Below are 24,775 nucleotides of genomic sequence, written 5' to 3'. Positions count from 1 at the left end.
GGCGCCCATGGGCGAGCACACCACGAAGTTCCCCCGAGAGATCCTCGACGAGTTCGCCGGCGTCGGCGTCGACCTGGAGAAGCTGTTCTCCGCCGGCGCCCTCGGGCAGCGCATGGGCCTGCGGGTGCTGGAGGCGGCGCCCGAGCGGGTCGTGGGCACGCTGCCGGTGGAGGGCAACACGCAGCCGTACGGGCTGCTGCACGGCGGCGCCTCCGCGGTGCTCGCCGAGACCCTGGGCTCCGTCGGCGCGATGCTGCACGGTGGCCCGGCGAAGGTCGCGGTCGGCGTCGACCTCAACTGCACCCACCACCGGGGCCTGCGCGCCGGCGTGGTCACCGGCGTCGCCACCCCGCTGCACCGCGGCCGGTCCACCGCGACGTACGAGATCGTCGTCAGCGACGAGGAGGACCGCCGGGTGTGCACCGCACGGCTCACCTGCCTGCTGCGCGACGCCTGACCCCGCGGCGGACCGGCGCACGGCGGCGGTCGGAGCGGTCGGAGGACCGCCGACCGCCGCCGGGCGGCGTCAGCGGCGCGGCGCCCTCAGCCCGTCCCTGACGACGACCTTCTTCACCGGCTTGCGGTCCCCGCGGGCGTGCGTCCGCTCGGCCTTCTTGCAATGCCCCCGGGGCACGTCCTTCACGTGCACCCGCTTGCCGGCCTGGCCCGCCGGGCCGGCCGGACCGTGCGAGACGTGCTTGACCTGCGTCGCGCACGGTCGCTGCGGCGCGGCGTGCCCCTCGGCGGCGCTCGCCGCGCCCGCGGTGCCCAGCAGTACCGCCAGCGCCCCGACCGCGGTGACCGCGGCGCGCTTCATCGTGACGTTCATGGTGAGACATCCCTTCCGTGCCGGTCCGTCCGGCACGGGCACCACCTTCGACCGCGCCGCCCGCAGGCCCGCACTCCCGCCGCCCGCCCGCGTGTCCCGCCGCGGGACACCGCCGCGGACCCGGGGATGAGAAGCCCATGAGAATCGCTCACCCGATACGCTCAGACCGGCCGCCCCCGGGGCCGTCCGCTCTCATCCCGCTCTCATGGTTCTCAGCACCCCCTCACCCTGGCGGCGCCGACGTCCCGTGCGGAATTCACCCGTCCGGGCGGTGAGAGGCAGTGCCCGGTACGGGATCCCGCAGGTCTGCCCCGGCGCCCCGAGGTCGCTGTGACCAGCGCCACTCGGCGTGAATCAAACTAGCTATGACCTGCACGTTTAGCGAACATGCCGCGCGGGTACGTTGCCCGTCTCACAAACGCCTTCTAGCCTCGGGGCGCATGAACCTCCTCCGGAAGCTCAATCACAAGCTCGGCGCAACCACGGGTTTCGAGATCCGCAAGGCCGGGCTGCCGTATGCGCCTGCCCCGAAACCCGCCCCGGCCAAGGAGCCCGCGGAGACGAAGCCGGTCGCGCAGGTCGCGTACCGCCCCCCGGAGGATCCCGAAGTCGACCGGCTACTCAGGCGGCCCGTGTTCATCATGTCGCCGGTACGCTCCGGCTCCACCCTGCTGCGCCTGCTCCTCAACGCGCACTCGCGCCTGCACTCCGCGCACGAGCTGCACTTCCGCCGGCTGGAGGTCACCACCAGCACCAAGCTCGCCGAGCGCGCCATGGCCGAGCTGGGTCTGGAGCGCGGCGACCTGGAGCACCTCATCTGGGACCGGGTGCTCCACCGTGAGCTGGTGCGCTCCGGCAAGGACTTCCTGGTGGAGAAGACGCCCAGCAACACCTTCGCGTACAAGCGCATCGCCGCCTGCTGGCCCGACGCCCGGTTCATCTTCCTGCTCCGCCACCCCGCCTCCATCGCCCGCTCCTGGTACGAGGCCGACCCGGAGAAGCGCACCGAGGAGGAGGCCGCCCTCGACGCGCTGCGCTACATGCGCGCCACCGAACGCGCCCGCCAGGCCCTGCCGGGCCACGTGGTGCGCTACGAGGAGCTGACCGACGACCCCGAGTCCGCCATGAAGGGCATCTGCTCCTACCTGGAGATCGACTTCGAGCCCGGCATGCTCGACTACGGCTCCCAGACCCAGACCAGCTACAAGAAGGGTCTCGGCGACTGGAAGGACAAGATCCGCAGCGGCCAGGTGCAGGCCGGCCGCGCGCTGCCGGCCGAGGAGGAGATCCCCGAGCCGCTGCGCGAGATCAGCACCGCCTGGGGCTACCTCGAAGGCGGAGCGGATCAGGACGCCGCGGCCGCCGCCCGCGAGCCGCACGCCGAGATCGCCGAGGTCTGGCCCCGCGACGGCGCCGTACGCCTCACCGGCAGCCTGCACGGCGTCACCGACGACGGCGGCCCCTGGGAGCTGCTCCTCGTCCGGCGCGACCACGAGGACCAGCAGTTGCGCTACCCGGCGGGTCTTGCGGACGGCGGGTTCGACGTCACGGTGCCCGTCGCCGACCTGGCGCCCGCGGGGCTGACCACCCCGGCCCAGTGGGACATCCACCTGGCCGCGGGCGAGGGCGACGCGGAGGTCCGGCTGCGCGCCGGCCGCCACCTCGACGGGATCACCGGCAAGAAGAACATCATGGTCTTCCCCGGCCAGCCCGCCGAGATCGACGGCGCGGACGTCGAGGTCAAGCCGTACTACACCATCAAGGACAACCTCTCCGTCGAGGTACTGCCGGCCTCATGAAGATCCGCTATCTGCTCATGCACGCCTACGGCACGGGCGGGACCATCCGCACCGTGTTCAACCAGGCCGGGTCCATGGCCGCCGCGGGCCACGACGTCGAGATCGCCAGCATGCAGCGCACCCGCGACGAGCCCCACTTCCCCCTCCACCCGAAGGTCACCGTCACCACCCTGGTCGACCAGCGGCCCGGCGCCCGCGAGGCGGAGCTGGCCGCGGCCGGGCCCCGGGCGGCGGAGAAGCGCGTCGAGCGCGAGGGTGAGCCGCCCCGGCACATCCCGTCGGGGGAGTTCGCGTACGAGCGCTACAACCGCCACGTCGAGGACACCGTCATCGGCTGGCTGGAGCGGCAGCACGACGCCGTGATCGTCCCGACGCGCCCCGGGCTGAACTTCCTCACCGCCCGGTTCACCCCGCGCTCCTGCGGCAAGATCGCCCAGGAGCACATGAACCTGGGCACGCACCCCTCGGACATCCGCGCCGCCATCCAGCGCGAGTACCCCCGGTTCGACGCCGTCGCCGTCCTCACCCACGGTGACCGCGAGGACTACCAGGAGCTGCTGCCCGGCACCCGCGTCGTCCGCATCCCCAACGCCGTACACACCGGCGACAAGAAACTGACCACCTACGCGGAACACGTCGCGGTGGCCGCCGGCCGGCTCTTCCCGCAGAAGGGCTTCGACATGCTGATCCCCGCGTGGGCGCAGCTCGTGGAGAAGTTCCCCGACTGGCAATTGCGCATCTTCGGCACCGGCGAGAAGAAGGCCGAGCTGCGCCGGCTGATCAACGAGAACCACCTGTACAACCACGTCTTTCTGATGGGGCACACGCACAAACTGGACGACGAACTTGCGAGAGCATCCTTTTATGTGCTCAGCTCGCGGTTCGAGGGCCTGCCCATGGTGATGATCGAATCGATGACCCACGGACTCCCCGTGGTCAGCTTCGACTGCCCGACGGGCCCCGCCGACGTGCTCACCCACGGGAAGGACGGGCTGCTGGTGCCCCGGAAGGACGTGGACGGGCTCGCCGAGGCCATGGGGCAGCTCATGGACGACGAGGGCCTGCGGGCCGATATGGGAGCGGCGGCACTGCAGACGTCGCGCTCCTACACTCCCGAGGCGGTCCATCCGCAGTGGGAGGCACTTTTCGAGGAGATTCACGGGAGTGGGAGTGCCTGACAACGCACCCGGCGCCGACGGCGTACACGCGCGCGGCGCCACGATCTGGCTCACCGGCCTGCCCAGCGCCGGCAAGACGACGCTGGCGCGCGCCTTCGGCGAGCGGCTCCGGGACGCCGGCCACCGGGTGGAGGTGCTGGACGGCGACGAGATCCGGGAATTCCTCACCGCCGGCCTCGGTTTCTCCCGCGGGGACCGCGACACCAACGTGCAGCGCATCGGCTTCGTCGCCGAACTGCTCGCGTCGCACGGCGTGAAGGTCCTCGTGCCGGTGATCGCCCCGTACGCGGACAGCCGCGAGGCGGTGCGCAAGCGCCACCAGACGGAGGGTACGACGTATGTGGAGGTACACGTGGCCACGCCCGTCGACGTCTGCGCCGAGCGCGACGTGAAGGGCCTCTACGCCAAGCAGGCGGCCGGCGAGATCTCCGGACTCACCGGCGTGGACGACCCGTACGAGCCGCCCGCGGACCCCGATCTGCGCATCCCCACGCACGAGCAGAGTGTCGAACAATCCGCGGCGATGCTTCACGCCGCACTGGTGGAACGAGGTCTCGCATGAGCCGGTTCGAGCAGGCCGCCGCCCAGGACTTCCAGTTGCCGCACCTGGACGTGCTGGAGTCGGAGGCGGTGCACATCTTCCGCGAGGTCGCGGGGGAGTTCGAGCGTCCGGTGATTCTCTTCTCCGGCGGCAAGGACTCCATCGTGATGCTCCACCTGGCGCTGAAGGCGTTCGCGCCGGCCCCGCCGCCGTTCGCGCTGCTGCACGTCGACACGGGGCACAACTTCCCCGAGGTGCTGGAGTACCGCGACCGCGTCGCCGCGCAGCACAACCTGCGGCTGCACGTCGCCTCCGTCCAGGAATTCATCGACCGCGGCGAGCTCAAGGAGCGCGCCGACGGCACCCGCAACCCGCTGCAGACCGTGCCGCTGCTGCGCGCCATCGAGGAGGCCCGCTACGACGCGGTCTTCGGCGGCGGCCGCCGCGACGAGGAGAAGGCACGCGCCAAGGAACGCATCTTCTCCCTGCGCGACGAGTTCGGCGGCTGGGACCCGCGCCGCCAGCGCCCCGAGCTGTGGCAGCTCTACAACGGCAAGCACGCCGTCGGCGAGCACGTCCGGGTCTTCCCGCTGTCCAACTTCACCGAGCTGGACGTCTGGCAGTACATCGCCCGCGAGAAGATCGTGCTCCCGGAGATCTACTACGCGCACCGCCGCGAGGTCTTCCTCCGCAGCGGCATGTGGCTCGCCCCGGGTGAGTGGGGCGGCGCCAAGCAGGGCGAGCGCGTCGAGACCCGCACGGTGCGCTACCGCACCGTCGGCGACATGTCCTGCACCGGTGCCGTCGACTCCGACGCCGACACCATCGAGAAGGTCATCGCCGAGATCGCCGCCACCCGCCTCACCGAGCGCGGCGCCACCAGGGCCGACGACAAGATGTCCGAGGCCGCCATGGAAGACCGCAAGCGCGAAGGCTACTTCTGATCATGACTGTGAACCCACCCGCCCCCGCCACGGAGCCGGCCGCGCTCACCGAGGTCTCCCTGCTGCGCTTCGCCACCGCGGGCAGCGTCGACGACGGCAAGTCGACCCTCGTCGGCCGGCTGCTGCACGACTCCAAGTCGGTCCTGGCCGACCAGTTGGAGGCCGTCGAGCGCGCCTCCGCCAGCCGCGGGCAGGAGGCCCCCGACCTGGCGCTGCTCACCGACGGGCTGCGCGCCGAGCGCGAGCAGGGCATCACCATCGACGTGGCGTACCGCTACTTCGCCACCCCGCGGCGCCGCTTCATCCTCGCCGACACCCCCGGCCACGTGCAGTACACCCGCAACATGGTCACCGGCGCCTCCACCGCCGAGCTGGCGGTCATCCTCGTGGACGCCAGGCACGGCGTCGTCGAGCAGACCCGCAGGCACGCCGCGGTCGCCGCGCTGCTGCGCGTGCCGCACGTGGTCCTGGCCGTCAACAAGATGGACCTCGTCGGCTACGCGGAGGACGTCTTCGCGACCATCGCCGCCGAGTTCACCAAGTACGCCAAGGCCCTCGGCGTGCCCGCCATGACCACCATCCCGATCTCGGCGCTGGAGGGCGACAACGTCGTCACCCCGTCGGCCGTCATGGACTGGTACGCGGGCCCCACGGTGCTGGAGCACCTGGAGACCGTCCAGATCGACCACGACCCGCGCGGCCGCGTGACCCGCTTCCCCGTGCAGTACGTGATCCGCCCGCAGACCGCGGAGCACCGCGACTACCGCGGCTACGCCGGGAAGATCGCCTCCGGCATCTTCCACGTCGGCCAGCCCGTCACCGTGCTGCCCTCGGGCCACACCTCCAGCATCGCCGCCATCGACGTGCTGGGCGAGAGCGTCGACGCCGCGTGGGCGCCGCAGTCGGTCACCATCCGGCTCGCCGACGACATCGACATCTCCCGCGGCGACATGATCGCCCCCAGCGAGCAGGCCCCCGAGGCCACGCAGGACATCCAGGCCACCGTCTGCCACCTGCACGACACCGCGCTCACCCCCGGCGCCCGGGTGCTGCTCAAGCACACCACCCGCACCGTCAAGGCGATCGTCAAGCAGATCCCCGACCGGCTCACGCTCGACGACCTCTCCCACCACCCCGCCCCGGGGTCCCTGGAGGTCAACGACATCGGCCGCGTCGTGCTCCGCACCTCGGAGCCGCTGCCGATGGACGCCTACGGCGACTGCCGGCGCACCGGCTCGTTCCTGCTGATCGACCCCGCCGACGGCTCCACTCTCGCCGCGGGCATGGCGGGTGCCGCATTCGCAGGCGCGGACAGCGAGAAGCGGGCCGAACTCGACGACGCCGAGTGGGACTTCTGACCGCACCCCGCCCGGCCGCCGGCCCGCCGGGACGCTGACGGCGTCCCGCGGACCGGCCGCGGGCCGCGTACGGACGACGGCGGCGGGAGCGGGGCACCGGCCCCGACTCCCGCCGCCGTCGCGTACGTTCGGTAGTCGGACGCGGGTGCGTACGGACCGCTGCGCAGCGGCCCGTACGCCCTTACTCTGTCCGCCATGAGCGCGCCCACCCGGCCCGAGCCCGGCCCAGAGCCGGACCCCGGCCCGCCCGCGGAGGTCCTCGGCGGCGGCTCCGCGGGGCCGCGCCTCGGCGAGCGCTGGACGGCGCTGCCGCCCCGCTCCCGCCGGCTCGCCGCCGTCGGCACCGGACTCGCCGTGCTGGCCGCTGCCGGCGTATACGCCCTGGCCACACGGCCGGAGCCGGAGCCGCCCGCGCCCGTGCCGTACCCGATCCAGTCCACTCACTTCTCCTTTCTCGGGATAGAGACCCCCAAAGCGGGCGATAACGTCTTTGATGCCCGGCTCATGGCCACCTCGGACAGCGGCGCCTCACTGGAGAAGATCACCCAGGGCTACAGCGGCCTGAAGCTGTCCGTCCGGCCCGCGCTGCCGTTGGCCCTCGCCGAGGGCCAACCCACCCGGGTCACCGTCAGGTTCGAGGTCGTCCGGTGCGCGGGGCTCCCCCTCGACGCGCGCCTCCCCTCGCTGCGCGTAACGCTGCGTAACACGCGCGCAATACAGGACTACAGCTCCATCCTCGGCGGGACCTACGCCGCCGAACTGTCCCGGGCACTGCGTACGATATGCGAACCCGCCCCGCGGGCGGCTCCCGGCGCATAGGACACCAGCAGCGGCTTCGCGCCCGTTCGGGCGTCCGGACTCCGCGGATCCGGCACAGACCGCGCCCGCCGACGCGTAAGGTGACTGTAAGGGTCATAACAAGAGAGTCACAGCATTGCCTGCACCTCTGCCCCCTCGACCCGGGGCGGCTTAGAGTCACGCCCAGTCACCGCGCAGCAGGTCACCTTCCGACGCCTGCCGCGTGCACCGGCCCACTCTGCGCAGTCGAGGCCGCGCCAGGGGAAAGGACTGATCGTGCGTCACCGTTCCTTGCTCATACTCACCACTGCGGTCACCGCAGGGGCTCTCACGCTGTCTGCTTGCGGTTCCCGCGACGACGACAGCGAAGGTGGGGGCGGTGGCGACGGAACGACCGTCGTTATCGGCCTCGACGCCCCGCTGACAGGCGACCTCTCGGCCCTGGGCATCGGCATCCAGAACTCCGCCGAGCTCGCCGTGAAGACTGCCAACAAGAACGAGGAGGTCAAGGGCGTCACGTTCGAGCTCGAGCCCCTCGACGACGTGGCACAGGCCCAGCAGGGCCAGCAGAACGCCACCAAGCTCGTCGGCGACGAGGACGTCATGGGCGTCGTCGGCCCGCTGAACTCCGACGTCGGCCAGTCCATGCAGAAGGTCTTCGCCGACGCCGACCTTGTCCAGGTCTCGCCCGCCAACACCAACCCCGCCCTGACCCAGGGCGAGGAGTGGCAGGACGGCGAGAAGGCGCGGCCGTTCGACACGTACTTCCGCGTGTCCACCACCGACGCCATCCAGGGCCCGTACGCGGCGCAGTACCTCTACAACGAGGAGAAGCTGAAGAAGGTCTTCGTCATCGACGACAAGAAGACCTACGGCGCCGGCCTCGCCGGCACCTTCGCCGACGAGTTCGAGAAGCTCGGCGGCAAGGTCGTCGGGACCGACCACGTCAACCCCGACGACAAGGACTTCGCGGCCATCGCCACGAAGGTCAAGAACTCCGGCGCCGATTTCGTCTACTACGGCGGCGAGTACCCGGCCGGTGCCCCGCTGGCCGCCCAGGTCAAGAAGGCCGGGGCCAAGATCCCGACCGTCGGCGGCGACGCGCTGTTCAGCGCCGAGTACGTCTCCCTCGCCAAGGAGAACGCCGAGGGCGACATGGCCAGCTCCGTCGGCGCCCCGCTGACCGAGCTGGACACCGCCAAGGAGTTCATCAAGAACTACGAGGCGGCCGGCTACGAGGACGCCTACGAGGCGTACGGCGGCTACTCCTACGACTCCACCTGGGCCATCATCCAGGCCGTGAAGGCCGTCGTCGACGAGAACGACGGCGAACTGCCCGGTGACGCGGACGAGGCCCGCAAGGCCATCACCGAGGCCATGAAGGACGTTTCCTTCGAGGGCGTGACCGGCAAGGTCGGCTTCGACGAGTTCGGCGACACCACCAACAAGCAGCTGTCGCTGTACCAGGTCAAGGACGGCGAGCACGTGCCGCTGACCAGCGGCGAGTTCGAAGGCTGACCGGGGCGACCACCACCGCCCACTGATCACACAGACCGTAAGCGGCGCGGGGGGCGCACACAGCGCCCCCCCCGCGGCCATATCTGACACCCACTCGGAGGCCCAGCGGTGAACGATCTGCCGCAGCAACTTGCCAACGGCCTGCTACTCGGCGCCTTGTACGGGCTCATAGCCATCGGTTACACGATGGTGTACGGCATTGTTCAGCTCATCAACTTCGCCCACGGCGAGATATTCATGATCGGCGGCTTCGGCGCCCTGACGATGTGGTTGTGGATGCCCGACGGCACCAGCCTGCTCGTCGCCCTGCCGCTGATGATCCTCATGGCCGTCATCTGCTCCGTGCTCGTCGGCGTCGGCGCGGAACGTTTCGCCTACCGCCCCCTGCGCGGCGCACCCCGCCTCGCCCCCCTCATCACCGCGATCGGCCTGTCCATCGCCCTCCAGCAGGCCATCTGGGCCTGGTACCCCGACGCCACGAAGTCGCGGCCCTTCCCGGAGTTCTCCGGCCCGCGCCTCGACTTCGGCGCCTTCACCATCGAACGCGGCGAGCTCTACCTGCTCATCGCCGCCCCCCTCTGCATGATCGCCCTCGGCTTCTTCGTCTCCAAGACCCGCACCGGCCGCGCCATGCAGGCCACGTCGCAGGACCCGGACACGGCCAAGCTCATGGGCATCAACACCGACCGCATCATCGTCATGGCCTTCGCCATCGGCGCCGCCTTCGCGGCCATCGCGGCCATCGCCCACGGCCTGCGCTACGGCGAGGTCAACTTCAAGATGGGCTTCATCGCCGGCCTCAAGGCCTTCACCGCCGCCGTCCTCGGCGGCATCGGCAACATCTACGGCGCCATGATCGGCGGCGTAGTCCTCGGGCTCGCCGAGGCCATGGCCACCGCCTACATCGCCGACATCCCCGGCATGGAGCAGCTCGGCGGCGGTGCGTGGAAGGACGTCTGGGCGTTCGTCCTGCTCATTCTCGTACTGCTCTTGCGGCCCCAGGGCCTCTTGGGCGAACGCGTCGCGGATCGGGCGTGATAGCGATGACCACCTTGGAGAAGAACACCGCATCCGAGGCCGCCCCCGCGGGCGGCGCGCTGCCCCTGGCACCGGGCCCCGCCCGGCTGCTCGCCTACGCCGGCGCCTTCGGCACGTTCGTCTCGACCTTCCTCTCGTGGACCTACACGGAGGAGTTCCCGGGCAACCTCACCGTCTACGGATACCCCGGCGGACTCCAACTCCTGACGCTCACCGGCGCCCTGCTCACCCTGCTGTTCCTGCTCTCCGGCAGCGGCCTGCGCGGACTGCGCTGGCTCACCCCCGGCGGCCCCCACAGCGCGGTACGGCTGCTCGCGCTCGGCACCCTCGGCGTCACCGGCTACACCGTCGGCGCCATCGTCAAGAACCTCGGCGGCCTTATCAACGTCGACCCCGGCGGCTACATCGCCGTAGCGATGGCCCTGATCGCCGCCATCGGCGCCCTCGGGCTGCCGTCGGACGTTCCCGTGGACGCCGAGAACCCGCCCGCCAACCCCTGGGCGCAACTGGTGCACTCGCTGAAGGCGCCCGTCCCGGGGCGGGTGCGGGACCTGCCGGGCTGGGTGGAGATCGTCATCATCTCCGCCGCCTTCGCCCTCGGCCTGTACGTCTTCACGTTCGGCATCGACACCGACTACGCCGAACTCTTCATCGGCTACATGGTGCTCGTCTCCTTCGCGTTCCCCGCCGTGGGCCGCGCGGGCCTCACCCGGCAACTGGGCCAGCTCACCGCCAAGCACCGGAACGTGACCGTGACCGCCGCCTTCGTCGCCGCGTTCGCCTTCCCGTTCACCCAGAGCAACGACGCCTACGCCAGCATCGGCACCAACATCCTCATCTTCGCCACCGTGGCGCTCGGCCTCAACGTCGTCGTCGGCCTCGCCGGCCTGCTCGACCTCGGCTACGTCGCCTTCCTCGGCGTCGGCGCGTACACCGCCGCCCTGGTCTCCGGCGCACCCACCTCCAGCATCGGGGTCACCTTCCCGTTCTGGGCGGCCGTGCTCACCGGCGCCGCGGCGTCGCTCGTCTTCGGCGTGCTCATCGGCGCCCCGACCCTGCGGCTGCGCGGCGACTACCTCGCCATCGTCACCCTCGGGTTCGGCGAGATCTTCCGCATCGGCGTGCAGAACCTCGACGGCGACTCCGGGCCCGACGTCACCAACGGGCCCAACGGCATCCCGAACATCCCGGAGCTGGAGATCTTCGGCTTCAACCTCGGCGAGGAGCACACCATCCTCGGCCAGGAGCTGGGCAGGTTCTCCAACTACTTCCTGCTCATGCTGCTGTTCACCGTCGTGATCGTCACGATCTTCCGGCGTGCGGACCAGTCGCGCATCGGCCGCGCCTGGGTCGCCATCCGCGAGGACGAGACCGCCGCCCGTGCCATGGGCATCAACGCCTTCCGGCTCAAGCTCCTCGCGTTCGCGCTCGGCGCCACCCTGGCCGGCATGGCGGGCACCGTACAGGCGCACGTGACGTACACCGTCACGCCCACCCAGTACAAGTTCGTCGAAGCCGTGCCGCCGAACTCCGCGTTCCTGCTGGCGGCCGTCATCCTCGGCGGCATGGGCACCGTCAGCGGCCCGCTCATCGGCGCGTCGCTGCTCTACCTGATCCCCGCCAAGCTGCAGTTCGTCCAGGAGTACCAGCTCCTGCTCTTCGGCGTGGCGCTGGTCCTGCTCATGCGCTTCCGCCCGGAGGGCCTCATCGCCGACCGCCGGAAGCAGCTCGAGTTCCACGACACCGGCCAGCTCGACGTGCCCAAGGAAGATACCGACCTCGGCAAGAAGGTGGGGGTGTGACACCGATGGCCAGCGACACCATCCCCGCCAGGGGACCGGGCGGCGGGACCGTCCTGGACGCCCGCGGCGTCACCATGCGCTTCGGCGGCCTCACCGCCGTACGCAGCGTCGACCTCACCGTCGGCCACGGCGAGATCGTCGGGCTCATCGGCCCCAACGGCGCCGGCAAGACCACCTTCTTCAACTGCATGACCGGGCTCTACATCCCCACCGAGGGCACGGTCCGCTACAAGGGCACGGTCCTGCCGCACCGCTCCCACCGCGTCACCGAGGCGGGCATCGCCCGTACCTTCCAGAACATCCGTCTCTTCGCCAACATGACGGTTCTGGAAAACGTCCTCGTCGGCCGGCACACCCGCACCAACGAAGGGCTGTGGTCCGCGCTGCTGCGCAACCCCGGCTTCAAGCGGGCGGAGCGGGCGTCCGAAGCGCGCGCCATGGAACTCCTGGAGTTCACCGGGCTGGCCGCCAAGCGCGACCACCTCGCCCGCAACCTCCCCTACGGCGAACAGCGCAAGCTGGAGATCGCCCGGGCGCTGGCGAGCGAGCCCGGACTGCTGCTCCTCGACGAGCCCACCGCGGGCATGAACCCGCAGGAGACCCGGGCCACCCGCGAGCTGGTCTTCGCCATCCGCGAACAGGGCATCTCGGTACTCGTCATCGAGCACGACATGCGCTTCATCTTCGGACTCTGCGACCGCGTCGCCGTCCTCGTCCAGGGCGAAAAACTGGTCGAGGGCACCCCCGACGTCGTCCAGAGCGACGACCGCGTCGTCGCCGCGTACCTCGGCACCCCCTTCGAGGGCGTCCCCGAGGACGAGGCCGTCGCCGAGGTCGCCGCGGCCGAGGACGCGGTCGCCAGGAACACCGGGAGCGGCAGCGCCCCCAAGACGAGCAAGGAGGGCGACGCGTGACCGCGCTACTGCAGGTCGAAGACCTGAAGGTCGCCTACGGCAAGATCGAGGCCGTCAAGGGCATCTCGTTCAGCGTCCAGAGCGGCGAGGTCGTCACGCTCATCGGCACCAACGGCGCCGGCAAGACGACGACCCTGCGCACCCTCTCCGGACTGCTGAAGCCCTCCGGCGGCAAGATCTTCTTCGACGGCACCCCGCTCAACGGCGTCGGCGCCCACAAGATCGTCGCCATGGGCCTCGCCCACTCCCCGGAGGGCCGCCGGCTCTTTCCCCGCCTCACCATCACCGAGAACCTCCAACTCGGCGCCTTCCTCCGGAAGGACGCGGCGGGCATCGAGCAGGACATCAAGATGTGCTACGACCTGTTCCCCATCCTCGGCGAACGGCGCAAGCAGGCAGCCGGCACCCTGTCCGGCGGCGAGCAGCAGATGCTCGCCATGGGCAGGGCCCTGATGTCCCGGCCCAAGCTGCTCATGCTCGACGAGCCCTCCATGGGCCTCTCGCCGATCATGATGCAGAAGATCATGGAGACGATCCGGGAGCTGAAGGCCCAGGGCACCACCATCCTGCTCGTCGAGCAGAACGCCCAGGCCGCCCTCTCCATCGCCGACCACGGCCACGTGATGGAGGTCGGCAAGGTCGTCCTGTCGGGCACCGGAGAGGAACTCCTGCACGACGAATCCGTGCGCAAGGCATACCTCGGCGAAGACTGAGAACCCACCGCACAGCCAGAGCGGCCCGCGCCCCGGGGAGGGGGGCACGGGCCGCTCGCGCGCGTTCGCGGGTCGTACGGAAGCCCCGTAGAGGCTCCGCTGACTAACCCTGCTTCTTCTTCGCCTTCTTCTCCGCGTCGTCCTCGATCACGGCCTCGGCCACCTGCTGCATCGACAGCCGGCGGTCCATCGACGTCTTCTGGATCCACCGGAACGCCGCCGGCTCCGACAGCCCGTACTCGGTCTGCAGGATGCTCTTCGCCCGGTCCACCAGCTTCCGCGTCTCCAGCCGCTGGGTGAGGTCGACGACCTCCTTCTCCAGTGTCTTCAGCTCCGTGTAGCGCGAGACGGCCATCTCGATGGCCGGCACCACGTCACCCTTGCTGAACGGCTTCACCAGATACGCCATGGCCCCGGCGTCCCGCGCCCGCTCCACCAGCTCGCGCTGGGAGAACGCGGTGAGCATCAGCACCGGCGCGATGGAGTCGGCGGCGATCCGCTCGGCGGCGGAGATCCCGTCGAGCACGGGCATCTTCACATCCAGGATCACCAGATCCGGCTGCTGCTCCCGCGCCAACTGCACCGCGGTCTCCCCGTCCCCCGCCTCCCCCACGACGGTGTACCCCTCCTCCTCCAGCATCTCCTTCAGATCGAGCCGGATGAGGGCCTCGTCCTCCGCGATGACGACCCGCGTGGTCAGCGGCGGCACGTGCTCGCCGCCTCCGGCGCTGGCGGCGACGACTTCCTCCGGGGTTTCGGGGGTCTCGGGGGCGCTCACGGTGCTCCTCGGGGTATTGCCTGGCTGCGATAGGGGGGCACCCACGAGGGTACCGACCTCTTGTATGGTGAGTGGCGCCGCCTCACGCGGAGCCCCGGTAGCCCAATCGGTAGCAGGCAATGCTCTCAAACAGCATCCAGTGTGGGTTCGAGTCCCACCCGGGGCACTTGATCTTCATGCGATCCGGTGACCATGTCGCGACTTCTCTCCGCCCCGCTCGTCTCTGAGCCAAGCTCGCTTCTGTGTACGACCTTGATACGCGCAAGCGCGCACTGGCCCTGGTCGCCGAGGGGCGAAGCCTGCACTCGGTCAGCAGGCAGATGGGAGTGTCCCGGGCGGCGATCCGCAGTTGGCTCGTACGCCTCGAACCGCTCCCTTCGGTGACGAGCCGCGGACACTGCGTGCGCTGCCGACCTGAGCCCGGCCTGCCCGCGGCCCCCGAGTCGTACGCCTATCTGCTGGGCCTCTACCTGGGTGACGGGTGCGTCAGCCGTCATGCCCGAGGCAACTACTGCCTGCGCATCGCCTGCGCGGACGCGTGGCCGGGACTCATCGACGCGTGTGCGGACGCGATCCGGGCGGTCCGTCCGGAGAGCAGCGTCTGCCGCGTGCGGGGGAAGGGGTGCGTGTCGGTGACGAGCTGGAGCGTCCACTGGGCATGTTTGTTTCCCCAGCACGGCCCCGGCCCCAAGCACGGGCGGACGATCCGGCTGGCGACCTGGCAAGAGGGCATCGTCGAGGCGTGTCCGTGGCCGTTCATCCGGGGGCTGATCCATTCGGACGGGTGCCGGATCATCAACTGGACCGCCCGCACCACCGGGGGCGTGACGAAGCGATACGAGTACCCCCGCTACTTCTTCACCAACCGCTCCGCCGACATCATCCGTCTGTTCTGCGACACGCTCGACCGCGTCGGGGTCGAGTGGAAGGCCGGTGGACAGCGGACCCGGCCGGCCAAGAACATCTCCGTCGCCAGGCGCGCTTCCGTCGCGCTCATGGACGCGCACGTCGGGGCGAAGTACTGAGCCCGCCCCTGTCTCCGCCTCGGCGGTGTCCCAGGGGTATCCGCCGGGTGTGTGGATGCGGTTACCGTTCATCCACAGGCGGTAGAACGCGGCATCAACTTGACGTATGGTCGCGAGCATTGCTGTGCGGGGGAGCCTGCAGACCTACGGAGGGGACGGGTAGGCGATGTCTGCGCCGACGCGACGACGACTGCGCAAGGGTGCGATGACCGCGGCGGTGGCAGCCGCCGCGATGGCGGCGCTCACGGCCTCACAGGCGCCGGGGCTCTCCGCGGGGCCCGACGTCCCCGGGAAGAGCGCCCCCGACCAGGCGCCGGGGGGCGGGGAGGACTCGATCACGGGTGGGTCCCCTTACTACACCGACCTGCCGCCGCTGGAGAGCGCCAACCCCTCGCCCGGTGACGAGCTGGAGGACGAGGCCGACGACTCCGGTATCCCGGCGACCGTTCTCGACGCGTACAAGCAGGCAGAGAGCCGGCTCGCGAGCACGAACCCCGGGTGCAACCTGGAGTGGGAGCTGCTGGCGGCCATAGGGCGCGTCGAGTCGGGGCACGCCCGCGGCGGTGACGTGAAGGCGGACGGCACGACGCGGAACCCGATCCTCGGTCCCGTGCTCAACGGCAACGGCTTCGCCAACATCACGGACACCGACGGCGGCGAGTACGACGGGGACACCAGCCACGACCGTGCCGTCGGCCCCATGCAGTTCATCCCCTCGACCTGGGCCACCTGGGGCAGCGACGGCAACGATGACGGCGAGCGGAATCCGAACAACGTCTACGACGCGGCCCTGGCCGCCGGGCGCTATCTGTGCGCGGGCGGGCGCGATCTGTCCTCGCAGTCCGATCTGGAAGCCGCCATCCTCGGGTACAACCAGTCGCAGTCGTATCTCCGTACGGTCCTGACCTGGTACGACTTCTACAAGGAGGGCGGCGCCGATTCGGTGCCCGACGGCTCCGGTGCCGACCCGGGCGACCGTAGCGACGGTGTCAACACGCCGACTCCCTCGCCGAGCCCCACGGAGAGCGACAGCCCGGGCAAGGGCGGCAAGGGCGGAGACGACGGCGACGGCGGCGGTGGCAAGGACGACGGCAAGGGCGGCGGCAGCCCCAGCCCCGGCCCCAGCGACCCGCCGCCGCCCGGCGGGGGCAGCGAGGACCCCGAGGAGCCGGCGCCGCCGCCGACCATCGCGGACCTGCGCCTGGCGAGCCCGCAGTCCTCCACCGCGTACACCGGCGCCGACTTCGAGGAGCGCCCGAAGGTGCGGGGCGTGACCTCGCGCGGCACCGGCGTGTCCGGCAAGACGGTCACGTTCACCATCAGCGGCCAGACCGGCGCGGTCTTCGCCGGCGGCGGTAAGACCGCGTCCGTCACCACCAACAGCTCGGGTTACGCGACGGCGCCCGTGGTCAAGGCGGGCAAGCTGACCGGGGAGTTCACGATCCGCGCCACGACGGGCGGCGGCGTGAGCCCGGTGGACTTCGCCGCCGAGGTGGAGGCGTCGTACGGGCTGGCCCGGGTCGGTGACGCGGCGCTGAAGGCGGCGGCGGGCGGCGAGTTCGGCACCGTCGAGGCCAAGGTGACGTACCGGGGCGGTCCTGCCGCGAAGGCGCCGGTGACGGCGGCGATGGTCACGGAGGCGGGCGAGCAGAACGACAAGGGCCCGTTCTTCAAGGACACGGAGGGCAACCCGGTCCGCAAGCTGAACCTGACGACGGAGGACGACGGCACGGTGAAGCTGCCGACGATCCACGCGGGTGACGCGGCCGGCACGTACCTGCTGAGGCTGACCACGAACGAGGGCGTGACGCTGACGCTGGAGCTGACCGTCGAGTAGGGCGGGCAGGGTTTGAGGGCCGCCGGGCCGCGACCCGGCGGCCCGCCGGTCAGCGGCCGGCGTTCGTGCGGCGCGTGGTGTGCCGGGTGGGCGTGGCGGTGGCCGGGTCCTCGGGCCAGGGGTGCTTCGGGTAGCGGCCCCGCAGCTCCGCGCGGACGGCGGGGTAGCCCTGCCGCCAGAAGGACTCCAGGTCCGCGGTGACGGCGGCGGGGCGGCCGGCGGGGGACAGCAGGTGCACCAGGAGCGGTACGCGGCCGTCCGCGATCCGCGGGGTCCGGTCGAGGCCGAAGAGTTCCTGGAGCTTGACGGCGAGCACGGGCTGCTGCGGGTCTTCGTAGTCGACGCGGATGCGGGAGCCGCTGGGCACCTCGATGCGTTCCGGGGCGAGTTCGTCGAGGCGGGCGGCTTCGCCGCGGGCCCAGGGGAGGAGCCCTTGGAGTACGCGGCCGGCGTCGATGCGGCGCGGGTCGTCGTCCAGCCAGTCGCCGGCGCGGGTGAGGAGTGCGTCGTCGGAGACGGCGGGCCAGGGGTCGCCGAGTGCGCCGTGCAGGAACGCCAGCCGGCGGCGCAGCGCGCGGGCGTGCTCGGACCAGCGCAGCAGCGCGGTGCCTTCGCGGCGCAGCCCGTCGAGGCGGGCGGCCCGCAGGCGCGCGGGGTCGGGGCGGGGGAGGGGCCGGGCGCGGAGTTCGACGGCGCCGAGGCGGGTGACGCGGCGGGCGACGGTTTCGTGCCGCTCGGCGGACCAGGTGACCTCGTCCTCGGTGCGGAGCAGGGTTTCCGCGGCCCGTAGCGCGGTGGCCTCGTCGAGGGGGGCGCCGAGCCGCAGCCGGGCGCCGGCGGCGCCGACGGGCCGGTCGGCGACGGCGACGGCGAGCCACGGCTGCCCGCGCAGGGCGGATCCGTCGCCGGCCTCCACGCGGGTGCCGGACGCCATGAGGTACGACCCGTCGCCGCGCCCCCGGGCGACGCGCTCGGGGAAGGCGAGTGCGGCGACGATTCCGGCGACGGCGTCGTCGCCGAGCCCGCCGCCGCCCCCGCGGGCGGGGGCTCGGGACGGGGCGGCGCGTCCGGCCGCGTCGTCGGCGGGTACGGGGGCTTCCGCGGGCGGGGCTGCGCCTTCGCCCGTGGCAAGTGTGCGCGACGGGGCGCCGGTCTCGTCGTCCCGGTGCGCGTTCGCGGGGTTCTGGTCATCCGCCGGTGCCCGCAGCGCGCGCCGCAGGCGCTGTGCTTCGCGGCGCCAGCGGGGGGCGTAGGCGTCGCCGCCGCGGCGGGCGCGGCGCCAGGCGGCGGCGAGGTCGTCGCCGTACGAGCGCGGCGGCTCCTCGCTGAGCAGCGCCACTGCCTCGGCCGCCGCGCCGGGGCCGGCTTCCGCGGCGGCGTCGAGCAGGGCGCGGCCGAGCCGGGGGTGCAGGCCGAGGCCGGCGAGGCGGGTGCCGCGGGGCGTCGGGCGGCCGGCGGCGTCCACGGCGCCGACCGCCCGCAGCACGTCGCGGGCGGCGGCCAGCGCGCCCGGCGGCGGGGCGTCGAGCAGGGCGAGTCCGGTGGCGTCGGGGTCGCCCCAGCAGGCGGCTTGCAGGGCGAAGCCGGCCAGGTCGGCGACGGCGATCTCCGGCGACGGGTAGCGCGGCAGGCGCCCGTCCTCGGCCTCCGACCAGCAGCGCAGCGCCAGTCCTGGGCCTTCGCGCCCGGCCCGGCCCAGCCGCTGGGTGGCGGTGGCGGCGGATACCCGTACGGTCGTGAGCGCCCCGAGCCCGCGGGCGTGGTCCATGCGCGGCTCGCGGGCGAGACCGCCGTCGACGACGATCCGTACGCCCGGCACGGTCAGGCTGGATTCGGCCACCGCGGTCGAGAGGATCACGCGCCGCTCGCCGGGGGCGCTGCCGCGCAGCACGGCGTTCTGCACCTCGGCCGGTGCCTGCCCGTGCAACTGCAGGACGTCCGCGGCCGTGTCCGTCAGCAGTCCGGCGACCCGGGCGATCTCGCCGACGCCCGGCAGGAAGCACAGCAGGTCGCCGTCCGGCCGGCGCAGCCCTTCGCGTACGACGTCGGCGATGTGGGCCAGCAGCGCCGGGTCGACGCGGGTGCCGTGGGCGGGGCGTACGCCGGCGGGCGGGGGGCGGTAGCCGATCGCGACGGCGTGCATCGTGCCTTCGCCGCGTACGACGGGGGCGGGCGCGGCGGCGTCGGGCGCGGTGAGGAGGCGGGCCCAGGCGGCGGTGTCGGAGGTGGCGGAGGCGGCGACGAGCCGCAGTTCGGGGCGGAGGGTGGCGCGTACGTCGACGAGGAAGGCGAGCGCGGTGTCGGCGTCGAGGTGCCGTTCGTGGCACTCGTCGAGGAGTACGGCGTCCACGCCGGCCAACTCGGGGTCGCGCTGGAGGCGTTGCAGGAGGACGCCGGTGGTGACGACCTCGACCCGGGTGCGGGGCCCGGCGCGGCGCTCGCCGCGGACGGTGAACCCGACCCGGTCGCCGGTCTCTTCGCCGAGCAGCCACGCCATGCGGCGGGCGGCGGCCCGCGCGGCCATGCGGCGGGGTTCGGCGACGAGCACCCGGCGGGGCGGGTCGCCGGCGCCGGGGACGAGTCCGGCGAGGGCCAGCGGCACGAGCGTGGTCTTGCCGGTGCCGGGCGGTGCCCCGAGCACGGCGACGCCGGGTCCTTCGAGGGCCGCGCGCAGGGCGGGCAGCGCGTGCCGTACGGGCAGGGCGTCGAGTGCGTCGGAGCGGAGGGCCACGGACGCCAGTGTCCTACGGAACTGCGCCCCGGCGGCGGCGGGGCCGCTGCCGGCCGCAGGCTCTCAGGCCGCTTCGCAGACGAAGATCGCCGTGCCGGGGATCAGGTGCCCGCGCAGCGGCGACCAGCCGCCCCACTCCTGGTCGTGCCACTGCGGCCACTCGGGCTCCACCAGGTCCAGCAGCCGGAACCCGCCCGCCACCACGTCGCGCACCCGGTCGCCGAGCGTCCGGTGGTGCTCGACGTACAGTGCGCGCCCCTCTTCGTCCTGCTCGACGTACGGCGTGCGGTCGAAGTACGACGCGGCGACGGACAGCCCCTCGGGACCCGGTTCGTCCGGGAATGCCCAGCGCACGGGGTGGGTGACGGAGAAGACCCACCGCCCGCCGGGCCGCAGCACGCGCCTGACCTCCCGCATCACCGCGACCGGTGCGGCGACGAACGGCACCGCGCCGTACGCGGAGCACGCCAGGTCGAACGCCCCGTCGCGGAACGGGAGCGCCGTCGCGTCCGCCTGCAGCAGCGGGAACGGCGCGGCCTCTTCCGGCGCTTCGAGGGCCAGGCGGCGCGCGTGCTGCAACTGACGGTGCGAGAGGTCCAGCGCCACGGGCCGCGCCCCCTGCTCCGCGAGCCAGCGCGAGCACTGCGCCGCTCCCGCGCCCACCTCCAGCACCGCCCGTCCGGTCAGCGAGTCCGCGGGACCGAGCAGCCGGGCCTCGGCCTCGTCCAGCCCTTCAGGGCCCCAGATGAAGCGGGCGCCGTCCGCGCCGCCGAGGAAGCCGCCGTGCTCGCGCTGGTAGTCGTCGGCGTTGCGGTCCCACCAACCACGGCTTGCTTGCCGGGTTTCCGGCGCGGGGACGGGCCGTCGGGTAGCCTCTGCCGGAACATTCGCATCAGCGGCCTCGCCGACACCGCCCGTTCCGTTTTCGTACTCGTGGACCATCGGCCGGACCCGTCGTAGTACCTTCCTGCCACGCGCGAGAGTGACGGAGCGCCACTACTGCCGGGTATAGGGCGGCATGCCCCAGGTGCACTCTTCGCGCATTGACCATGCCCGGCTGCCCCCGTATGCTACAAGTTGCGCTGCGGGCCTGCGCGCCTCGGACGGAGCAGGCCGCGCTCGCATCTGTTGTATGTCCCCTCGGTTCACGAGGCGCTGCCGGACTTCCGAGTGGAGTCGGGAAAGCGCCTCTTAGGCTGTCCGGCTTCGGCGGTGCGATCACAGGGCCTCGGCGTGGAGTGACGACGACTCAACTTGCCCGTACCGGAGCCCAATCCCACATGACGAGCAGCACCGAGAACACCGCGGCCGCCACGACGCAGGTCGCGGTCAACGACATCGGTTCCGAGGAAGCCTTCCTCGCCGCGATCGACGAGACGATCAAGTACTTCAACGACGGCGACATCGTCGACGGCGTCATCGTGAAGGTCGACCGGGACGAGGTCCTGCTCGACATCGGCTACAAGACCGAGGGTGTCATCCCTTCCCGGGAACTCTCGATCAAGCACGACGTCGACCCGAACGAGGTCGTCGCCGTCGGCGACGAGATCGAGGCCCTTGTGCTCCAGAAGGAGGACAAGGAAGGCCGGCTGATCCTCTCGAAGAAGCGCGCGCAGTACGAGCGTGCGTGGGGCACCATCGAGAAGATCAAGGAAGAGGACGGCATCGTCACCGGTACCGTCATCGAGGTCGTCAAGGGCGGTCTCATCCTCGACATCGGCCTGCGGGGCTTCCTGCCCGCGTCGCTTGTCGAGATGCGCCGCGTGCGCGACCTTCAGCCCTATGTTGGCAAGGAGCTCGAAGCCAAGATCATCGAGCTGGACAAGAACCGGAACAACGTGGTTCTGTCCCGCCGTGCCTGGCTTGAGCAGACCCAGTCCGAGGTCCGCCAGACCTTCCTCACCACCCTCCAGAAGGGCCAGGTGCGATCGGGTGTGGTCTCCTCGATCGTCAACTTCGGCGCCTTCGTGGACCTGGGCGGCGTGGACGGCCTGGTGCACGTGTCCGAGCTGTCCTGGAAGCACATCGACCACCCGTCCGAGGTCGTCGAGGTCGGCCAGGAGGTCACGGTCGAGGTCCTGGACGTCGACATGGACCGCGAGCGCGTCTCGCTGTCCCTGAAGGCGACCCAGGAAGACCCGTGGCAGCAGTTCGCGCGCACGCACCAGATCGGTCAGGTCGTGCCCGGCAAGGTCACGAAGCTGGTGCCGTTCGGCGCGTTCGTCCGCGTCGACGAGGGCATCGAGGGCCTGGTCCACATCTCCGAGCTCGCCGAGCGGCACGTGGAGATCCCGGAGCAGGTCGTCCAGGTCGGGGACGAGATCTTCGTCAAGGTCATCGACATCGACCTTGAGCGCCGCCGCATCAGCCTCTCGCTGAAGCAGGCGAACGAGACCTTCGGTCCCGACCCGATGGCCGTCGACTTCGACCCGACGCTCTACGGCATGGCGGCGTCGTACGACGACCAGGGCAACTACATCTACCCCGAGGGCTTCGACCCCGAGACCAACGAGTGGCTCGACGGGTACGAGAAGCAGCGCGAGGAGTGGGAGGGCCAGTACGCCGAGGCCCACGCCCGCTTCGAGCAGCACCAGGCGCAGGTCGTCAAGTCCCGCGAGGCCGACGCCCAGGCGGCGGCCGAGGCGGGCGACTCGGCGCCGGCCCCGTCCGGCGGCGGTTCGTACTCCTCCGAGGGTGCGGACGACTCCGGCGCGCTGGCCTCGGACGAGGCGCTGGCGGCCCTCCGCGAGAAGCTGGCCGGCGGCCAGAGCTGATCGCGGGCCGGTCGGCCCGGGTAGTACGCAGCGCGACAGACGGAAGCCCGTCGTCCCCCTGGGGGCGGCGGGCTTCCGCTGTGCGTGCTCTTCGAAGGCTGTACGGCCGGGGGTCACGGGGGTCGGTGCCTTCGCTCCGGGGCGCGGCGCCCGGGCACGTACGCTGGGGTCATGCCCCTGCGCGTACGCCAGCTCCGCCTGCCCCAGGGCCGCGCGGCGGACACCGCCCTCGCGGCCGGGACGGGTGCGCTGGTGGCGCTGGGCACGGTGCAGGCGTTCGTCGGCCAGCGCCGGGAGCCGTGGGCGACGACGGCGCTGGGCTGGGCGCTGATCGTGCTGGCCTGCGGGGCGCTGTACTTCGCCCGCCGCCATCCGGTCGCCGTGGGTGCGTTCGTCATCCCGGTCGTCGGCGTCTACTACGTGAGCAGCGCGTACGACGGTCCGCTCTTCGTCGTGCTCGTCATCGCGCTGTACTGCGTGGCCGCCGCGGGGCGGCTGCGCGCGGCGGCGGCGCTGGGCGCGCTCGTCGTCGCCGGCACCACGGCCGGGACGCTGTCGGGCAACGACGACGTCAACGGCGTCGCGCTGTTCATGCTCACCGGCTGGGTGGTCGCCGTGGTGGCGCTGGGCGCGATGTGGCACGGAAGGCGCGCGCACGTCGAGGGCGAGGCGCGCCGGCGCGCGACCGAGGAACGGCTGCGCATCGCACGCGAGTTGCACGATGTCATCGGGCACAACATCTCGCTGATCAACGTCCAGTCCGGCGCCGCCCTGCACCGGCTGAAGAAGAGCGACGCACCCGACCCGGCCGCCGCCGACGCGCTGGCCACCATCAAGGAGACCAGCCGCGAGACGCTGCGCGAGCTGCGCACCACGCTGGGGGTGCTGCGGCAGGTCGACGACGAGGCGCCGACGGCGCCCGCGCCGGGGCTGGCGCGCCTGGGCGAGCTGACGGAGCGGGCGGCGGACACGGCGGGGCTGCGGGTGAAGACGGTGGTGGCGGGCGCGGAGCGGACGCTGCCCGCGGAACTGGACCTGACCGCGTACCGGGTCGTGCAGGAGTCGCTGACGAACGTCGCGCGGCATGCACGGGGGGCCACGTACGTGACCGTACGGCTGGACTACGGTAAGCGGGAACTGCGGCTGGCGGTGGAGGACGACGGCCGGGGCGCCGGCGCCCGTGCCGGGGGCGGAGCCGGCGCCGGCCCCGGGACCGCCGCGGTCGGCGGCGGCAGCGGTATCGGCGGGATGCGGGAGCGGGCGCGTGCGGTCGGCGGGGAGCTGGCCGCGGGCCCGCGGCCCGGAGGCGCCGGCTTCGCCGTCACCGCCCGGCTGCCCTACGGAACGGAGCACGCCCAGGCATGATCAGGATTCTGCTCGCGGACGACCAGAAGCTGGTGCGCGCCGGCTTCCGCTCGATCCTGGCGGACGAGGACGACCTCGATGTGGTCGGGGAGGCGAGCGACGGCGCCGAGGCGGTGGCCGCGTGCCGCGAACTGCGCCCCGACGTCGTCCTGATGGACATCCGCATGCCGGGCACCGACGGCCTGGAGGCCGCCCGGCGGATCGCCGCGGACGAGCGGCTGGCGGACGTCCGGGTGGTCATCCTGACGACGTTCGACCTCGACGACTACGTGTACGGGGCGTTGCGCGCCGGCGCTGCCGGGTTCCTGGTCAAGGACACCGAGCCGGAGGAGCTGATCCACGCGGTGCGGGTGGCGGCCCGCGGCGACGCGCTGATCAGCCCGTCGGTGACGCGGCGGCTGATCGCCGAGTTCGCCGGCCGGGTGAAGGCGCCGGAGCCGAGCCCGCGGCTCAACGCGCTGACGGAGCGGGAGGCCGAGGTGATGCAACTGGTCGCCGCGGGGCTGACGAACGACGAGATCGCGGCGCGGCTGGTGCTGAGCCCGGCGACGGCGAAGACGCACGTGAGCCGGATCATGACGAAGCTGGGAGTGCGCGACCGGGCGCAGTTGGTGGTGCTGGCGTACGAGTCGGGGATGGTCCGCCCGGGCTGGCTGGCACCCTGACGGCACCGCGCCGCAGGTGCCCGTCCCGACGTCGGACCCGCGATGTCACGCGCCCGGCTCCATGCGCCCGATCTGACGTGTCTGATTCCGTGCGCCCGACCCGACGTACCCGACTCCGCGTGCCCGTCTCGACGCCCCCGGTCTCACTCACCAGCCCCACGTCCCCCA

The 24,775-nt window shown here is 71.9% G+C and carries 21 protein-coding genes and 1 tRNA gene; 18 read left to right on the top strand and 4 right to left on the bottom strand.

The features are described from left to right. Window positions 1–7 precede the first annotated feature (7 nt). A complete protein-coding gene (locus OG946_RS07290; RefSeq protein WP_326795317.1) occupies window positions 8–457 on the top strand; it encodes a PaaI family thioesterase in 450 nt (149 codons plus the stop codon). A 69-nt stretch (window positions 458–526) separates the two neighbouring features. Here OG946_RS07290 and OG946_RS07285 read toward each other — a convergent pair whose 3' ends face one another. Next, window positions 527–829, bottom strand: coding sequence for a hypothetical protein (locus OG946_RS07285; RefSeq protein WP_326795316.1), 303 nt, complete (start codon window positions 827–829; stop codon window positions 527–529). A gap of 440 nt (window positions 830–1,269) precedes the next feature. Between OG946_RS07285 and OG946_RS07280 the strand changes: the two genes are divergently transcribed. From OG946_RS07280 to OG946_RS07230, 11 genes are all read left to right on the top strand, one after another. Then, window positions 1,270–2,628, top strand: coding sequence for a sulfotransferase family protein (locus OG946_RS07280; protein ID WP_326795315.1), 1,359 nt, complete (start codon window positions 1,270–1,272; stop codon window positions 2,626–2,628). Beyond that, a complete protein-coding gene (locus OG946_RS07275) occupies window positions 2,625–3,806 on the top strand; it encodes a glycosyltransferase family 4 protein (protein ID WP_326795314.1) in 1,182 nt (393 codons plus the stop codon). The genes OG946_RS07280 and OG946_RS07275 overlap by 4 nt, the downstream gene beginning before the upstream one ends. Further along, window positions 3,799–4,368, top strand: a complete 570-nt coding sequence (gene cysC, locus OG946_RS07270; RefSeq protein ID WP_125934287.1) for an adenylyl-sulfate kinase — start codon at window positions 3,799–3,801, stop codon at window positions 4,366–4,368. The genes OG946_RS07275 and cysC overlap by 8 nt, the downstream gene beginning before the upstream one ends. Beyond that, a complete protein-coding gene (cysD, locus tag OG946_RS07265) occupies window positions 4,365–5,291 on the top strand; it encodes a sulfate adenylyltransferase subunit CysD (RefSeq protein WP_047015179.1) in 927 nt (308 codons plus the stop codon). The genes cysC and cysD overlap by 4 nt, the downstream gene beginning before the upstream one ends. A 2-nt stretch (window positions 5,292–5,293) precedes the next feature. After that, the gene (locus OG946_RS07260) at window positions 5,294–6,649 is read left to right on the top strand and encodes a sulfate adenylyltransferase subunit 1 (RefSeq protein WP_326795313.1); all 1,356 of its coding nucleotides are present in this window, start codon (window positions 5,294–5,296) and stop codon (window positions 6,647–6,649) included. 195 nt (window positions 6,650–6,844) lie between these two features. Further along, window positions 6,845–7,468 (top strand): hypothetical protein, encoded by a 624-nt coding sequence (locus OG946_RS07255; protein ID WP_326795312.1) that lies wholly within the window; start codon window positions 6,845–6,847, stop codon window positions 7,466–7,468. 255 nt (window positions 7,469–7,723) lie between these two features. Then, on the top strand, window positions 7,724–8,965 hold the full coding sequence (locus OG946_RS07250; protein ID WP_326795311.1) for a branched-chain amino acid ABC transporter substrate-binding protein: 1,242 nt from the start codon (window positions 7,724–7,726) through the stop codon (window positions 8,963–8,965). Between the two features lie 108 nt (window positions 8,966–9,073). Then, on the top strand, window positions 9,074–10,003 hold the full coding sequence (locus tag OG946_RS07245; RefSeq protein WP_326795310.1) for a branched-chain amino acid ABC transporter permease: 930 nt from the start codon (window positions 9,074–9,076) through the stop codon (window positions 10,001–10,003). 5 nt (window positions 10,004–10,008) lie between these two features. Continuing rightward, window positions 10,009–11,805: a branched-chain amino acid ABC transporter permease gene (locus OG946_RS07240; protein WP_326795309.1), complete on the top strand. Its 1,797-nt coding sequence runs from the start codon at window positions 10,009–10,011 to the stop codon at window positions 11,803–11,805. A gap of 5 nt (window positions 11,806–11,810) precedes the next feature. After that, a complete protein-coding gene (locus tag OG946_RS07235) occupies window positions 11,811–12,719 on the top strand; it encodes an ABC transporter ATP-binding protein (RefSeq protein ID WP_326795308.1) in 909 nt (302 codons plus the stop codon). Next, window positions 12,716–13,432 carry an ABC transporter ATP-binding protein gene (locus tag OG946_RS07230; protein WP_326795307.1) on the top strand — a complete coding sequence of 239 codons (717 nt, stop codon included), beginning with the start codon at window positions 12,716–12,718 and terminating at the stop codon, window positions 13,430–13,432. The genes OG946_RS07235 and OG946_RS07230 overlap by 4 nt, the downstream gene beginning before the upstream one ends. A 103-nt stretch (window positions 13,433–13,535) precedes the next feature. Here OG946_RS07230 and OG946_RS07225 read toward each other — a convergent pair whose 3' ends face one another. Beyond that, complete coding sequence (locus OG946_RS07225) at window positions 13,536–14,210, bottom strand: ANTAR domain-containing response regulator (protein WP_326795306.1); 675 nt, start codon at window positions 14,208–14,210, stop codon at window positions 13,536–13,538. A gap of 91 nt (window positions 14,211–14,301) precedes the next feature. On the opposite strand from OG946_RS07225, the gene OG946_RS07220 reads away from it, so the two are divergent. The 3 genes from OG946_RS07220 to OG946_RS07210 all read left to right on the top strand — a co-directional run bounded on the left by OG946_RS07220 (window position 14,302) and on the right by OG946_RS07210 (window position 17,072). Then, window positions 14,302–14,376, top strand: a tRNA-Leu gene (locus tag OG946_RS07220). A gap of 76 nt (window positions 14,377–14,452) precedes the next feature. Next, window positions 14,453–15,235 (top strand): transcriptional regulator, encoded by a 783-nt coding sequence (locus OG946_RS07215; RefSeq protein ID WP_326795305.1) that lies wholly within the window; start codon window positions 14,453–14,455, stop codon window positions 15,233–15,235. A gap of 406 nt (window positions 15,236–15,641) precedes the next feature. Continuing rightward, on the top strand, window positions 15,642–17,072 hold the full coding sequence (locus OG946_RS07210; RefSeq protein WP_326800174.1) for a lytic transglycosylase domain-containing protein: 1,431 nt from the start codon (window positions 15,642–15,644) through the stop codon (window positions 17,070–17,072). Between the two features lie 49 nt (window positions 17,073–17,121). Here the strand turns inward: OG946_RS07210 and OG946_RS07205 are convergent, their stop codons facing one another. Together OG946_RS07205 and OG946_RS07200 are read right to left on the bottom strand one after the other, a co-directional pair. Beyond that, complete coding sequence (locus OG946_RS07205; protein ID WP_326795304.1) at window positions 17,122–19,803, bottom strand: ATP-dependent RNA helicase; 2,682 nt, start codon at window positions 19,801–19,803, stop codon at window positions 17,122–17,124. Window positions 19,804–19,866: 63 nt separating this feature from the next. Next, window positions 19,867–20,745 (bottom strand): class I SAM-dependent methyltransferase, encoded by an 879-nt coding sequence (locus tag OG946_RS07200; protein WP_326795303.1) that lies wholly within the window; start codon window positions 20,743–20,745, stop codon window positions 19,867–19,869. Between the two features lie 338 nt (window positions 20,746–21,083). Here OG946_RS07200 and rpsA point away from each other — a divergent pair, with 338 nt between their 5' ends. The 3 genes from rpsA to OG946_RS07185 all read left to right on the top strand — a co-directional run bounded on the left by rpsA (window position 21,084) and on the right by OG946_RS07185 (window position 24,607). Continuing rightward, window positions 21,084–22,577: a 30S ribosomal protein S1 gene (rpsA, locus tag OG946_RS07195; RefSeq protein ID WP_047015166.1), complete on the top strand. Its 1,494-nt coding sequence runs from the start codon at window positions 21,084–21,086 to the stop codon at window positions 22,575–22,577. A 171-nt stretch (window positions 22,578–22,748) separates the two neighbouring features. Further along, the gene (locus tag OG946_RS07190; protein ID WP_326795302.1) at window positions 22,749–23,942 is read left to right on the top strand and encodes a sensor histidine kinase; all 1,194 of its coding nucleotides are present in this window, start codon (window positions 22,749–22,751) and stop codon (window positions 23,940–23,942) included. Then, window positions 23,939–24,607, top strand: coding sequence for a response regulator transcription factor (locus OG946_RS07185; RefSeq protein WP_326795301.1), 669 nt, complete (start codon window positions 23,939–23,941; stop codon window positions 24,605–24,607). The genes OG946_RS07190 and OG946_RS07185 overlap by 4 nt, the downstream gene beginning before the upstream one ends. Window positions 24,608–24,775 lie beyond the last annotated feature (168 nt).

It is taken from the genome of Streptomyces sp. NBC_01808, assembly GCF_035917395.1.
In the GTDB taxonomy this organism is placed as follows: Bacteria; Actinomycetota; Actinomycetes; order Streptomycetales; family Streptomycetaceae; genus Streptomyces.
The sequence above is the reverse complement of the archived record's forward strand: the minus strand, read 5'-3'. Positions and strand labels throughout refer to the sequence as shown.